At 59.4% G+C, this 14,790-nt stretch carries 12 protein-coding genes; 2 read left to right on the top strand and 10 right to left on the bottom strand.

Going from position 1 to position 14,790, the window contains the following annotated elements; translation table 11 throughout:
- The first annotated feature begins 15 nt into the window (after positions 1-15).
- The gene (gene lpdA, locus AC07ZE_RS00850) at positions 16-1,416 is read left to right on the top strand and encodes a dihydrolipoyl dehydrogenase (protein ID WP_207260071.1); all 1,401 of its coding nucleotides are present in this window, start codon (positions 16-18) and stop codon (positions 1,414-1,416) included.
- 111 nt (positions 1,417-1,527) lie between these two features.
- On the opposite strand, the gene AC07ZE_RS00845 is transcribed toward lpdA, so the two are convergent.
- Positions 1,528-2,001, bottom strand: coding sequence for an Lrp/AsnC family transcriptional regulator (locus tag AC07ZE_RS00845; RefSeq protein ID WP_207260067.1), 474 nt, complete (start codon positions 1,999-2,001; stop codon positions 1,528-1,530).
- 145 nt (positions 2,002-2,146) lie between these two features.
- On the opposite strand from AC07ZE_RS00845, the gene AC07ZE_RS00840 reads away from it, so the two are divergent.
- Positions 2,147-2,776: a LysE family translocator gene (locus tag AC07ZE_RS00840; protein ID WP_207260064.1), complete on the top strand. Its 630-nt coding sequence runs from the start codon at positions 2,147-2,149 to the stop codon at positions 2,774-2,776.
- Between the two features lie 3 nt (positions 2,777-2,779).
- On the opposite strand, the gene AC07ZE_RS00835 is transcribed toward AC07ZE_RS00840, so the two are convergent.
- From AC07ZE_RS00835 to AC07ZE_RS00795, 9 genes are all read right to left on the bottom strand, one after another.
- Positions 2,780-4,894 (bottom strand): hypothetical protein, encoded by a 2,115-nt coding sequence (locus AC07ZE_RS00835; protein ID WP_207260062.1) that lies wholly within the window; start codon positions 4,892-4,894, stop codon positions 2,780-2,782.
- On the bottom strand, positions 4,881-6,077 hold the full coding sequence (locus AC07ZE_RS00830; protein WP_207260060.1) for a DUF3142 domain-containing protein: 1,197 nt from the start codon (positions 6,075-6,077) through the stop codon (positions 4,881-4,883). The genes AC07ZE_RS00835 and AC07ZE_RS00830 overlap by 14 nt, the downstream gene beginning before the upstream one ends.
- A gap of 113 nt (positions 6,078-6,190) precedes the next feature.
- Entirely contained in the window at positions 6,191-8,221 is a 2,031-nt protein-coding gene (locus AC07ZE_RS00825; protein WP_207260058.1) for a 2Fe-2S iron-sulfur cluster-binding protein, read from the bottom strand.
- Between the two features lie 63 nt (positions 8,222-8,284).
- Positions 8,285-8,911 (bottom strand): glutathione S-transferase family protein, encoded by a 627-nt coding sequence (locus tag AC07ZE_RS00820; protein WP_207260057.1) that lies wholly within the window; start codon positions 8,909-8,911, stop codon positions 8,285-8,287.
- A gap of 123 nt (positions 8,912-9,034) precedes the next feature.
- Positions 9,035-9,937 (bottom strand): LysR family transcriptional regulator, encoded by a 903-nt coding sequence (locus tag AC07ZE_RS00815; RefSeq protein WP_207260055.1) that lies wholly within the window; start codon positions 9,935-9,937, stop codon positions 9,035-9,037.
- A 77-nt stretch (positions 9,938-10,014) separates the two neighbouring features.
- Entirely contained in the window at positions 10,015-11,847 is a 1,833-nt protein-coding gene (glmS, locus tag AC07ZE_RS00810) for a glutamine--fructose-6-phosphate transaminase (isomerizing) (protein WP_207260053.1), read from the bottom strand.
- A gap of 1 nt (position 11,848) precedes the next feature.
- Entirely contained in the window at positions 11,849-12,625 is a 777-nt protein-coding gene (locus AC07ZE_RS00805) for a DeoR/GlpR family DNA-binding transcription regulator (RefSeq protein ID WP_207260050.1), read from the bottom strand.
- Positions 12,626-12,842: 217 nt separating this feature from the next.
- Positions 12,843-14,210, bottom strand: a complete 1,368-nt coding sequence (gene glmU / locus AC07ZE_RS00800; protein WP_207260049.1) for a bifunctional UDP-N-acetylglucosamine diphosphorylase/glucosamine-1-phosphate N-acetyltransferase GlmU — start codon at positions 14,208-14,210, stop codon at positions 12,843-12,845.
- A 113-nt stretch (positions 14,211-14,323) separates the two neighbouring features.
- Positions 14,324-14,749: a F0F1 ATP synthase subunit epsilon gene (locus tag AC07ZE_RS00795; protein WP_010465460.1), complete on the bottom strand. Its 426-nt coding sequence runs from the start codon at positions 14,747-14,749 to the stop codon at positions 14,324-14,326.
- Positions 14,750-14,790 lie beyond the last annotated feature (41 nt).

Raw genomic sequence — 14,790 nt, 5'->3', positions numbered from 1 at the left:
TCCAGGAGTCGATCCATGAGCACTTATGACGTCGTGATACTGGGCGGTGGCCCCGGCGGTTACAACGCAGCGATCCGCGCTGGCCAATTGGGTTTGAAAGCGGCTTGCGTTGAAGGACGCGCCACCCTCGGCGGCACCTGCCTGAACGTCGGCTGCATGCCGTCCAAGGCGTTGTTGCACGCCTCCGAACTTTACGACGCGGCCATGGGCGTGGAGTTCGCCAATCTGGGCATTGAGGTCAAACCCACCCTTAATCTCGCCCAGATGATGAAACAGAAAGATGAAAGCGTGACCGGATTGACCAAGGGCATCGAGTTTCTCTTTCGCAAAAACAAGGTCGACTGGATCAAGGGCTGGGGCCACATCGACGGACCGGGCAAAGTCACGGCGACGGATAACGCGGGTGGCAAGACCGAACTGAGTGCCAAGGACATCATCATCGCCACCGGTTCCGAGCCCACTCCCCTGCCCGGTGTGGATATCGATAACAAGCGCATCCTCGATTCCACCGGCGCGCTTTCACTGGCGCAAGTGCCCAAGCATCTGGTGGTGATCGGCGCCGGCGTGATCGGCCTGGAGCTGGGCTCGGTGTGGCGGCGTCTGGGCGCGCAGGTGACCGTCGTCGAATTCCTCGATCGGATCTGCCCCGGCGTGGATGGCGAAGCAGGCAAAACCCTGCAGCGCTCGTTGAGCAAGCAAGGCATCAGCTTCAAGTTGAGTTCCAAAGTCACCCGCGCAACAACGTCAGACAGCGGCGTCCAGCTCAGCGTCGAACCCGCCGCAGGTGGCACCGCCGAAACGATTGAAGCCGATTACGTACTGGTGGCCATCGGGCGCCGACCTTATACACAGGGTCTGGGATTGGAAAATGTCGGCCTCGCCACGGACAAACGCGGCATGCTCGCCAACAAGGGTCATCGCACCGAAGCCGCCGGGGTTTGGGTGATCGGCGACGTGACCTCCGGACCGATGCTCGCACACAAGGCCGAAGACGAAGCCATGGCCTGCGTCGAGCAGATCGTCGGCAAGGCTGGCGAGGTCAATTATGAGCTGATTCCCAACGTGATCTACACCAAACCCGAACTGGCCAGCGTCGGCAGGACCGAAGAACAACTGAAGGCCGAAGGCCGGGCTTACAAGGTCGGCAAATTCCCCTTCACCGCCAACAGCCGGGCAAAGATCAATCACGAAACCGAAGGCTTCGCCAAGGTCCTGGCCGATGAGCGCACCGATGAAATCCTCGGCGTGCACCTTGTGGGGCCTAGCGTCAGTGAAATGATCGGCGAGTATTGTGTGGCCATGGAGTTCAGCGCTTCGGCCGAAGACATTGCCCTGACCTGCCATCCACACCCTACTCGCTCCGAGGCCTTGCGCCAGGCGGCGATGAATGTGGAGGGGATGGCGACACAGATGTAAGGCTGAAGAATTGTCGTGATTGCTCTACCGCTTTCGCGAGCAGGCTCGCTCCCACAGTGGCTCAATGACTCCCTGTGGGAGCGAGCCTGCTCGCGAAGGAGGCGACTCGGTTTAAAGCGGCAAATGCTCAAGCGGCAACGCCCCCGGCGCCTTCACCGTATGAATCGCAAAATTGCTGCGGATATCGCTTACACCCGGCAACTTGAGCAAACGCCCCGTAAGAAACCGGTCATAACCCCGCAAGTCCGGCACCACCACCTGCAACAGAAAATCCGATTCCCCGGACACCAGAAACGCCGAAATCACCTCGGGCAACGCCGTTACAGCCTGGCGAAAGGCTTCGGCCTGTTCGTCGTTATGGCGCTCGACCTTCACCCCGACGAACACCGTTAAACCGAGTCCGACTTCATCGCGATCCAGATTGGCCTGATAGCCACGAATCACCCCGGCGTCTTCCAGCATCCGCACCCGCCGCAAGCAGGGCGACGCGGACAGGCCGATCTCGTCAGCCAGTTGCACATTGCTCAGGCGACCGTCGCGTTGCAGCGCGGCGAGAATCTTGCGGTCGTAGGCATCGAGTTTCATGATTTGGCAGATCCTGAGAGTTTACTGAGCATTTAATGGCAGATTATGCCAAGCCAAGCTGTTTTAGAAGCAAACTACGCAAGCACCTGCCCTGCCCCTTCGCCCTAGACTGGCCGTACCGAATCGACAACGAATGGGGTGCAACATGGCGGGACTCTGGCTGTTTTTCATGGCGCTGGCGGTGGTGTACCTGCTGCCGGGACCGGACATGATCCTGCTGTTGCAAACCGGCGCCCGCCAGGGCAAAGGCGCGGCATTGGCTACTGCCATGGGTTTGGCCATTGCTCGGGGTTGTCATGTGGCATTGGCGGCACTGGGGCTGGCGGCACTGTTCAAGGCGGCGCCCTGGACCTTCGATGTGGTGCGCCTGGCCGGTGCCGCGTACTTGTTGTGGATCGGCATTCAGTGCCTGCGCACGACGATGCTCCCGAACCTGAACGGCCCGAATGCAACCGGTGAAAAACCGCGTTATCGGGAAGCGATCCAGCGTGGTTTGTTGACCAACCTGCTCAACCCCAAAGCTTTGCTGTTCTGCTCGGTGCTGCTGCCGCAGTTCATTGACCCCCACGCAGGATCGGTGCTTGCGCAATTCGCCACGCTGGGTGTGGTGCTGGTGGCCGTCGGTTTACTGTTCGACAGCGCTTATGCCCTGGTCGGCGCCGCCCTGGGCCGATGGTTGCAACGCAGTCCATCAGCCCAACGCCTGCAACAGTGGTTGTTCGGCAGCCTATTGATCGGTTTCGCCCTGCGGCTGACGTTTGTTCAACAGGCTTGAACCTCACCGTACCTTGCGGCGGCGAATGATCAGCATCAGCGCCGCCGCCGCAACGGCCAGCACGCCGCCCACCTGCAGTGCGCTCTTGTACGGTCGCAGCACTGACCTTGCCGCATCGGTAACCTGGGTGACATAGCGTTTGTCGGCGTTCTGGAAGTCGGGGTCCTGGCATTGATGGCCAAAATCACCGGCCCACACAACATACGGACCATTTTCGATGTAACGCCGATAGAACGCCCTCTGTTCTTGCAGATTTGTGCCCCAGTTCGACGCCTTGCACAGTACCGCTGCAAATGCCTGACTGCTGTGGGGTAAATAATCTGCTGCCTTGTTCGCCAAAGCAGTGGCGACAAATCGGTAATGGAAACGTTCGTCTGGCTGAGCGACTGTCGCTTGCTGTCGCTGGACTTCGCCCTCGGCAATCAGCGGCCCCACCTTGAGCTCTGGGGTTTCAAGACTGTAATTGCCCCCGAAGGTCGCATAATCCGGAGACATCTCGTAGCCCAGCAACTCCATTCCGTCGTAACGGGCCACCTGCGCGGCATGGAAATAAGCGAATGACCGTTTGGTCGGCCACCATTTCGATTCGGCATCGTCTCGCAACTGCCCGTACCAACGAGCCTTGTGTTGCAACTCGACACGGTCAAAATACGCCGGTGCTTCGTCATAGCGCTCTTCGCGCAATAATCGCCGCGCGAGCAAGTTGCGCAGTTTCGCCGCCACCGGTAACGGGACGTAGTTATCACGTTCCTGTTGAGTCAGCGCCGGTGGCGCCGGCACCTGGGTATCGACGTAATGCTTGAGTTCATCAACGGTCAGCACCCGCTCGGCGACCGTCGCCGCATCAAACCAGTAGATATCATTGCTGCGGTAAAGCTGATCGAACGCTTGCAGATAATCCCCGCGCTGCAAGGCAAGAATCGCGCTTTCACCTTCTACCCGACACTTGGGCTGCACGGACTCAAAAGCCCAGTCCGGCGTGCGCCGCTCGCCCCAGGATTCCTTCTGCGGGAAGGCCTGGGCCGCTTTCGCATAGGCCGCAGCCGCCGCATTTTTATCGCCTTCGCGCACCGCCAGCTTGGCCCGCAGCCACCAGGCCAGGCCGCCATCACCGGCATGCTTGAGGAAGGCCTTGGCACTGGCGTAATCGCCCTGTTGATAATTCACCGCTGCCAGTCGATCGGCATTGTCGAGATTGCCACGGGTGCTGCTTTTCAGCAGCTTGATCAACTTTTGTTCGTTCGGCGGCTGATCACCGAATGACCAGCCCAGGCGACTGATCAACGAGGCCGTGACCAACTGCTGCACCGGTTGATGCTTGAGCAATTCAGCCAGCTCCTCTTCTGGCATATTCGCCAGATCGGCCATCAACAATTTCAGCGAGGTGTAGCCCACAGTCGAACCGTGGCGGTTTTGTGTGGCATAGAGCTCGATGGCGCTGTTCCAGTCACCCATGGTGCGCGCCACGCGGGCCTCTTCACCGAGGCTGGCGACACCCAGCTCCAGCGGATCATTGAAGCCGTCGATGCTCAGTTGCCGGGTTTGCTCGAACGCCGTTCTCGACTGCGCCAGCAGGTCGGAGCCTGCGCCCGCTTGCGAACTCATGGTGAACAATGCGCGGCCCAACGAATACGCCGCCCAGGTACTGCGCAACGCCCGTTGATCAGCCGGTAACGCGAGCACCTTCTGAAAATAATCCGCCGCCAAACCATGGTCATCCGCAGCAAACGCCACGGCTCCAGCCAGATACAGCCTGAGTTCGGCTGGCAGACTCGCGCCTTGCGCCTCGACCTGGCGGGCATCGGTCAAACCACGCAGCTGCTTCACCAAGGCTTGTTGTTCGACGGTCAAACCGGTTTGCTCGGCCTGGCTGCGTTGTTGTGCGTAGTCGGTGGCGTCCATGCCATACGCAACTTCAGAGACGTCTTTCAATCCTCCGATCGCGTGACCAAGCCGATTGATCTCAAACCGGAAGTTGCCTTCCGGCAGCTCTGACAGAGACTGGCCACGGTTATCCAGCAGGCGCATGGGAAAGTCAGGCCCGCACGCCAGCGCCGTACCCAGCGGCAGGCTGAGACTCAGGCACAGCAGATGGCGCGGCCAGTTATGGGTGAACATTCGACTCTCCTTGATCAATTTTTGCGCAGCGTGCCCAACCGATGGCGCGCTGCCCGCCGGCCGCGATCCGACCGTCACGCAGGCGGGTGAAGGTAAGCAGATCCGGACCTTGTTGCAATGCATACCCGGCCAGCGCATCAGCCCCCTCGCAACCTTGCACCGCCAGTGTCAGACGCTCGGGCCAGGCGCTGTCGAGATTGCCCTCGTTGCGCACGCCGATGTCATAGAGGCCCTGTTGCGTCGAGAGGCTCAGCGCCAGCCGACTGTCGAGGGCATCACCACGCGCCACGGCACGCAAGGTGGTCAGGCTCCAGGCCCGACGGTCATTAGTCAGCGGCAGGCGAAACCAGATCAGGCCAGCCAGATGCGCCGGCGGGTCGGCACGCAGTTCGGTGGCAAGCTGGCTCACTTGCTGCGGATCGGCCAGCAGCTCCCGCCGTTGGCCACCCCGCTCGATGCTGACTTCACTCTCCACGATTGGCGCACCGCCGGCATCCGGCAACAGCGCCACGCCATAGGCCGGCAGCGCCAGATAGAACGGTTTCGCAGAGACGCGACTCCAGGCTTTCGCCCACTGCCATGCCTGATCCGGATCAAACAGTCCATGACGCGGATCGCGCACCGCATGCACCTGCAACACACTGCTGTCGACTGTGGATAACAACGATGGCAATTCGGGACTGTCGAGCCAGGCCGGCAGTGCAGTAATGCTCAGCGGCACAGAGGTCGGCAGTGCAGCGCGCAAGTGCGTCAGGAAAACGTGATAGGCCGGCAGCCGAGCGTTACCCGCGTCGTGGTCGATTTCCACGCCCGCGAGCGTCAGGCCCTGTGCCTGCCAATCACTGATCACCTGCTGAATCTGCGCCGTGACCTCGTCCTGATTCAGTGACTTGAGCTGCCCATCAAGGCGAATCACGGCAATCAGCGGCCGGCCATCCATCTTGAGCAACGCCGGATCGATCCGCGCCCGGTTCCAGCCCGCCCGGGGAAAGGCCTGCAACGCCAACACTCGAAGGGTGGAGAAATCTGCACGGCTGTCTCTCAGAGCCGCTTCATGAGCCGGTGTCCACTGCCTTTGCCAGACGTAGAGCTGCTGATCGAGTGGTGGCGCGTCCTGTCGTTCGCAGCCATTGAGCAGCGCCAGCGCCGTCAGCACGATCGTCCAGCGAGTGAAAAAAACCATGAAAGCGTCTGTCCCTGAAAATGCACAAAGGGCCGTTAACGGCCCTTTTTCGTTCTGCCCACTACCCTACTCAGCCATCGACCGCCGAGCAAATGTTCACCTCAGTTCATTCTTTACAGGTCCAGAACCAAAGGTTGCGCGCCCTGAGCCGGAATCGCACAGCAAATCAAAACCTGCCCTTCGTCCGGTACTTCCGCTGGCGGCAGTGGGTAATTCACCTGGCCACTGATCAGTCGCGTCTTGCAGGTACCGCAGGAACCGCCACGGCAACTGAATTCCGGGCGCAAGCCACGGCTTTCCGCAAGTTCCAATAGGCTGCCACCCTCCGGTTGCCAGCGTGCTTCTTTGCCTGATCGATGAAATACCACCGGCACCGACGTCGTCGCAGCTGGCGGCTGCTCGATGACCTCCGCATCGGGATCAAGTCGTCGACGCAACGTAGAAGGGCCAAAGGTTTCGGCGTGAATCCGTGCGTCACGAATGCCCAATTCCCGCAAGCTGTCGTACAGCCCTTGGGTAAAACTGCCGGGGCCGCACAGGACAAAATCCACCTGATCGTAATCCTCGACCTCAATCAGGGTTTTGATCAGTTCCACGTCGATCCGCCCGGTCAAATCAAAATCCTCACCCTCCCGCGCCTCCGGTTCCGGTTGACTAAGCAGGCGCACCACCCTGACCGCGTCACCGGCGTCATCGAGCAAGCGGTTCAGTTCAGGACGAAACACCTGATCGGCCAACGAGCGCGAACTCTGCAAGAACAAGGTCGGCCGGATACGGCGTGTACGCAGCCCTTGATAAACCACCTCACGCAGCATCGACAGCAACGGCGTGATGCCGACCCCGGCGGCCAGCAATACCAGTGGTCGACGCTCATGGGGTGCCACCGTGAAATGGCCTTGTGGCGCACGTGCCTCCAACAGGTCGCCAACGCGAACCTGCTCATGAAGGTGCGAAGACACTCGCCCGTCGCGCTTCACGCTGATGCGGAAAAAGTCGTCGGACGGAGCACTCGACAGGCTGTATGTGCGGATATGCACGTCGCCATCAATGTTGAATCGCAAGGGCAAATGCTGCCCGGCCTGAAATAGCGGCAGACCGGCGCCATCCGCTGGCTCCAGATAAATCGAACGGATGTTGTGGCTTTGCGCTTCGATCCGCACCACCCGCAGTGGCCGCCATTGATCGCCCAGGGCCTTTGCTTGCAGGCGCGCCTCGGCTTGCGCCCAGGTGCCGGTGAGTAAACTGGTGGGCGATACACCGTCGAAGCGCCAACGCAACGCCAGAGCAGCAGGACGACGCACGACATGTTCCACGTGGAACGTCCACAGACGTTCGGCACCTTGAAATGCCTCGACCTGCGGCCCTTCAAGGATGATTTCGGTGCGGCCACTCAGTTGCAGCAAATCACCTGAATTGAAATCGATGAACAACAAACCGGCCCGAGGATTGACCAGCAGGTTGCCCAGCGTGTTGAAAAACAGGTTGCCGGCGAAATCCGGAATGGTCAGCCGATTCCCTTCCACGTGTACGAAGCCAGCCTGTCCACCACGATGAGAAACGTCCACTGAACGCTCGCCATCGACGTCCACGTAACTGGCGACAAAGAAGGTGTCAGCCTCGGCAATCACGGCTTTAGTCGCGCCATCCAGTTCGTTGAGATGCTGGGCGATACGCGTCGCCGGGTCCGCCAGCGGCACGGTACGAAACTGGCGTAACTGGATGTACTGCGGGCAATTGCCGAAGGACTGTTGCACCGTCACCCCGAAGCCGTCCGTTGACACGCCGCCAACACGTCCGTTGATACGGTTGCGTCGCCGGGTATGCAGTTCGATCCCCAATAGACCGATGGCCGCCCCCTCACTCAATTGCGCCGGATCGTCAGCGGCCGGCAGGCTGCTGAATTGCAAAAGACCAGGTTCGGGCGAGTGAGCGAAACCCGGTTCGCCTTCCAGCACACTGGCCCACGGGTTGCCATCCGCATCGACTGCCCCATACAGCATGAAGGGCAATTGCTGGTAGAAGGTACGGTGCTGGTCGGGCATTTCGTTGCGAATCACCCTTCGGCCCAACGTCTCCATTCGCTCGACAACACCTACATGTGCCTGCAATTGTTGCTCGCCAGCATGCCACGGTGAACGGTCCATTACGGCTTCTCCCCTGCACCCAAGGCGCAGTGTGAAAGGCCCGGAAAAGCCGGGCCACCAGCATCAGGCGGTTTTTTGCAGGCCGGCGACGGTGCGTGGCATGCCGACAAAACCAGGTAAAGCTTCGACCCGGGCCAGCCAGGCGCGAATGTTAGCGTAGTCGTCCAGCGACACGTTGCCTTCCGGCGCGTGGGCGATATAGCTGTAGGCGGCCACGTCGGCAATCGTCGGCTCATCGCCCGCCAGATAAATCGAGTTCGCCAGTTCGTGGTCGATAACCTTGAGCACAGTGTGGGCGTACGGGATCACTTCATCAGCTCTGTACGGCGCACCGAACACCGTGATCAACCTTGCTCGGGCCGGACCGAATGCAATGGGACCGGCAGCGGCGGATAGCCAGCGCTGCACTTTCGCTGCGCCAACCGGATCGGTGGGCAGCCAACGACCGTTGCCATATTTTTGCGCCAGATAAACCAAAATTGCGTTGGAGTCGGCCAACACGACGCCTTGATCATCCAGCACCGGTACCTGACCAAATGAATTGAGTGCCAGGAATTCCGGTTTTTTGTGTTCGCCCTTGGCCAGGTCGACCAGGATCAGCTCGGTTGGAAGCTGCAGCAGCGATAGCATCAATTCCACACGGTGAGCGTGGCCGGAACGTGGGAAGTTATAGAGTTTGATGGCTTGCATGGTCGACTCCGCGGGTAAGTGGCACTGTTCGGAAACGATCAGCACCGATGGCAGCCATCTTCTATCAGTCACCAAAACAACAGAATAACCAGGAACCGCAATCCATTATTTCATCTAGTGAAATTATTCATGCAATGCCGTATGCGATCTGAGGCCATCCGCCATAAAGTCGACAAAACTACGCACCCGAGCCGGAGCCTTGCGACCGCCTTGATAAACCACATGGATAGGCAGTGGGGGCATTTCATAATCCGCCAGAATGATTTCCAGCTCCCCGGCAGCAATTTTGCTCGCCACCTGATATGACAGAACCCGAGTACACCCAAGCCCCAAAGCCGCCGCAGTAATGGCGGCCTGATTCGCCGTGACCACCAGACGCGGTTCGGCCCGGACGCTCAGCGGTTCACCTTGCTCAAGGAATGGCCAGTTTCTTGATTGACCAATGGCGGATGTCGCAATGATCGGTGTCTGCGTTAGTTCCTGCGGGTGCATTGGCCGACCATGACTGGCCAGAAACCGCGGCGAGGCAACGATCACCCGTCGAACCTCCCCTACCCGAATCGCATGCTGATTGCTGTCGGGCAGCTCACCGATGCGTACCGCTACATCGATCCCCTCCTCCACCACACTGACCACTCGATCAACCAGCAGCGCATTAATCGACACCTCCGGGAATTGCGTCAGAAAACTCACCATCAGCGGTGTAACGAACAAATCTCCAAACAAAACAGGCGCAGTAATCGTCAACTGCCCACGTGGTTGGGCATGGCTTCCTGCTGCCGAGTCCTCGGCCTCCTGCACCTCGGCAAGGATTCTTCGACAGTCTTCCAGATAACGCTGGCCCGCTTCAGTCAAATGCACGCTGCGCGTGGTACGCACAAGTAACGGTGTGCCGATTCGCCTTTCCAACGCCGCCACCGCCCGCGTGACACTGGCAGCCGACATGCCCAAACGCCGCGCCACCGCCGAAAAGCCCTGCTCCTGGGCAACAGCGGCAAAGACCTGCATTTCCTGGAAGCGATCCATGAGCGTGTCCTCGACTCAAATAAAAAAATCGCAACCGGAGGCTGCGATTTTTAAAGGTTCCATCAGTTGTGGATAACTTATTCCACAGTCACCGATTTTGCCAGGTTGCGCGGCTGGTCAACGTCAGTGCCCTTTAGCACGGCCACGTAGTACGACAGCAGTTGCAATGGGACGGTGTAGAGGATTGGCGACAGGATGTCGTGGATGTGTGGCATCTGCACCACGTGCGTGCCTTCACCGTTGGTCATGCCGGCCTTCTCGTCGGCGAAGACGATCAGCTCGCCACCACGGGCACGGACTTCCTGAAGGTTGGACTTCAGCTTCTCCAGCAACTCGTTGTTTGGCGCCACAGTCACCACGGGCATGTCGTTATCCACAAGCGCCAACGGACCATGTTTCAGCTCGCCGGCCGGGTAGGCTTCGGCGTGGATATAGGAGATTTCCTTGAGCTTGAGTGCGCCTTCCATCGCCACCGGGAATTGCGCGCCGCGGCCGAGGAACAGCGTGTGGTTCTTCTCGGCGAACAGCTCGGCGATTTTCTCCACCGTGCTGTCCATTGCCAGTGCCTCGCCCAAACGGGTTGGCAGGCGACGCAGTTCTTCGACCAACCTGGCTTCAACGCCGTCGGCCAAGGTACCGCGTACCTGACCCAGGGACAGGGTCAGCAACAACAAGCCTACCAGCTGGGTGGTGAACGCTTTGGTCGAAGCCACGCCGATTTCGCGGCCGGCCTGGGTTAGCAGCGTCAGATCGGACTCACGCACAAGGGAGCTGATACCGACGTTGCAGATGGCCAAGCTGGCGAGAAAGCCCAGTTCCTTGGCGTTACGCAGAGCAGCCAGGGTGTCGGCGGTTTCGCCGGACTGGGAAATGGTGACGAACAGGGTATCGGGTTGCACCACGACCTTGCGGTAGCGGAACTCGCTGGCGACTTCGACCTGGCAAGGGATACCGGCCAGTTCTTCGAGCCAGTAACGGGCGACCATGCCAGCGTGATAGCTGGTGCCGCAAGCGACGATCTGCACGTTGCGCACTTTGGCGAACAACTCTGCCGCCTGTGGGCCGAATGCCTGCACCAACACTTGATTCTGGCTGATGCGACCTTCCAGGGTGCGCTGCACCACGGACGGTTGTTCGTGGATCTCCTTGAGCATGAAATGGCGGAACTCGCCTTTCTCCGCTGCTTCGGCGCCATCGCGATATTGCACGGCTTCGCGCTCGACGGCCTGGCCGTTGACGTCCCAGATCTGCACGCTGTCGCGACGAATTTCCGCAATATCACCTTCTTCCAGGTACATGAAGCGGTCAGTAACCTGGCGCAGGGCCAACTGGTCGGAGGCCAGGAAGTTTTCACCCAGGCCCAGACCGATCACCAGTGGGCTACCGCTACGGGCTGCCACCAGGCGATCCGGTTGCCGGGCACTGATTACCGCCAGGCCATAAGCACCGTGCAGCTCTTTGACTGTCGCCTTGAGGGCAACGGAAAGATCACGCAGTTCGTTGAGTTTGTGGTTCAGCAAATGGGCGATGACTTCAGTGTCGGTATCCGACGTAAAGACATGGCCCAAGGCTTTGAGCTGCTCGCGCAGCGCTTCATGGTTCTCGATGATGCCGTTATGCACCACCGCCAGATCACCTGAAAAATGCGGATGCGCGTTTCGCTCGCTCGGAGCGCCGTGGGTTGCCCAGCGGGTATGGGCGATACCCAAGCGACCGGCCAGGGCTTCTTCATTCAAGGCTTGCTCCAACTCGCTGACCTTGCCCGGACGACGCAGGCGCTGGAGTTTTTCGTCATTGGTATAAACCGCCACACCGGCACTGTCATACCCGCGGTACTCAAGACGCTTGAGGCCTTCGACCAGGATGGCGGTGATGTTACGTTCTGCGACTGCGCCAACAATTCCACACATGTTATTTCTCCTGACTGATGGCCGCGCAAATCAGCGTGATGCCACGGGCCTGAATCTGATCCCGTGCCTCAAGCGGCAGGCGATCATCGGTAATTAGGGTATGGACACTGCTCCAGGGCAGTTCCAGGTTGGGAATCTTGCGGCCGATCTTGTCGGCTTCCACCATCACCACCACTTCGCGCGCCACTTCGGCCATGACCCGGCTCAATCCCAGCAACTCATTGAAAGTCGTCGTGCCACGCACCAGATCAATGCCATCGGCACCGATGAACAACTGGTCGAAGTCGTAAGAGCGTAGTACCTGCTCGGCAACCTGCCCTTGAAAGGACTCGGAGTGCGGGTCCCAGGTGCCGCCGGTCATCAGCAGCACTGGCTCATGCTCGAGCTCGCTCAGGGCATTGGCGACATGCAGGGAATTGGTCATCACCACCAGACCCGGTTGTTGGCCGAGTTCCGGGATCATCGCAGCGGTGGTGCTGCCACTGTCAATGATGATGCGCGCATGCTCGCGAATCCGCGTCACTGCAGCACGGGCGATCGCTTGCTTGTATTTGGAGACAGGCTGACTGAGATCGGCCACCAGTTCCTGGGGCATAGTGATCGCACCGCCATAACGACGCAGCAGCAAACCGTTGCTTTCAAGCGCTGCCAAATCCTTGCGAATCGTAACTTCGGAGGTTTCGAAGCGCTTGGCCAGTTCGTCCACACTGACTTCGCCTTGCTCGTTAAGCAAGGCCAGGATGTTGTGGCGGCGTTGAGGTGTGTTGCGCTTCGACATGGTTAAGTAAGTTTCGATTCGAAAGATAACGTAAGCAATCAAAACCTATCATTGAAACTTCGTCAAGCGCGAGGCGATAAAAAGTTCTGTGGATAAAAGCTTCGCGGGCAAGACCACTCCCCAAGGCATGTTGATAACCCTGTGGGAGCGGGCTTGCCCGCGAATACGATGGATCAGCCTGTGCGTAACTTCAGCTCAGTATCGATATGTGGATAACTCAGCTTTTCTTGACCTTCTCCGGCCGTTTCCAGCCATCGATGTTCTTCTGGCGTGCGCGCCCCACCGCCAACTGGGATTTATCCACAGTGGAGGTAATGGTTGAACCGGCTGCGGTCGTCGCACCGTCGAGGATATCCACAGGCGCTACCAACGAGTTGTTGGACCCGATGAAAACATCTTCGCCCAATACCGTTTTCCACTTGTTGGCGCCATCGTAGTTGCAAGTGATGGTGCCGGCGCCGATGTTGGTGCGTGCGCCAATTTCGGCATCGCCCAGATACGTCAGATGGCCAGCCTTGGCGCCTTCGCCCAAGTGCGCATTTTTCAGTTCGACAAAGTTACCCACATGCGCCCGTGCTTCCAGCACCGTACCGGGACGCAAACGCGCAAACGGCCCGGCATCGCTGCCTTCACCGAGAATTGCGCCTTCGATATGGCTGTTCGCCTTGATTACCACGCCTTTTCGCAGGGTGCTGTCCTTGATCACGCAGTTCGGGCCAATCACCACGTCATCTTCGATGACAACCTTGCCTTCAAGAATCACGTTGATATCGATCAGCACGTCACGGCCAACGGTTACTTCACCGCGAACGTCAAAACGTGCGGGGTCGCGCAGGGTTACGCCCTGGGCCATCAAGCGGCGACCGGCGCGCAACTGATAGTGACGCTCAAGCTCGGAAAGCTGCTTGCGGTCGTTGGCGCCCTGCACTTCCATGGCGTCGTGGGGTTGCTCGGTGGCCACCACCAGACCGTCGCTGACCGCCATGGCGATCACGTCGGTGAGGTAATACTCGCCTTGGGCATTATTGTTGGAGAGCCGGCTCATCCATCCGCCAAGACTTTCGAAAGGCAAGGCCAGAATACCGGTATTGCCTTCGGTGATCGCGCGCTCGGCTTCATTGGCATCTTTCTGCTCGACGATGGCAGTGACCTGTCCGTCGGCGCCTCGAACGATGCGGCCATAGCCGGTTGGGTCCTCCAGCTCGACCGTCAGCAGCCCCAGTTGCTGGGGCGCCACTTTCTTGAGCAGACGCTGCAGGGTGTCCACTTCAATCAGCGGAACATCCCCGTAAAGAATCAGCACGGTATCGGCTTTGATGAAGGGAACGGCCTGGGCGACAGCATGGCCAGTGCCCAACTGTTTGTCCTGAAGGACGAAATTCAAATCGTCGGCGGCCAGGCGTTCACGTACTGCCTCGGCACCATGACCGATCACCACATGGATGCGCTGTGGATCGAGTTGCCGAGCGCTGTGGATAACATGGCCGAGCATCGAGTTGCCGGCAATCGGGTGCAAGACTTTCGGCAAGGCCGAACGCATGCGCGTACCTTGGCCAGCAGCGAGAATAACGATTTCAAGAGACATGACTGGCTACCAATCCTGGGTGGTCAGCGGCTGCGACCATAGTGATGAAAGTCGGAAAAGAAAAAAGGGTAGCCGAGGCTACCCTTTTTTATCAATCACACAACAAGCTGGCCTTAATGGCCGAACTTCTTGCGGATCTGCTGGACGGTGCGCAGCTGAGCTGCAGCCTCGGCCAGACGTGCGGCAGCAGAACCGTAATCGAATTCCGCGCCCCGCTCATGCAAGGCCTTCTCGGCAGCCTTAACGGCTTCCTGAGCGGAGGCTTCGTCCAGGTCGGCAGCCCGTTGCACGGTGTCGGCAAGAACCTTGACCATGTTCGGCTGAACCTCGAGGAAACCACCGGAGATGTAATACACCTCCTCTTCCCCGCCCTGCTTGATCAGGCGGATCGGACCCGGCTTGAGATTGGTGATCAGCGGCGCGTGACCCAGGGCGATACCAAGATCACCCAGTGCACCGTGCGCAACCACCATCTCGACCAGACCGGAAAAGATTTCCCCTTCCGCGCTGACGATATCGCAATGGACTGTCATAGCCATCTGATTGCCTCAACCTAAATTAGCGCCCGTTGCCGGGCGCC

It is taken from the genome of Pseudomonas sp. GW101-3H06 (genome assembly GCF_059424605.1).
Note: the sequence above shows the minus strand (reverse complement) of the source record. Positions and strands in the feature narration are given on the sequence as shown.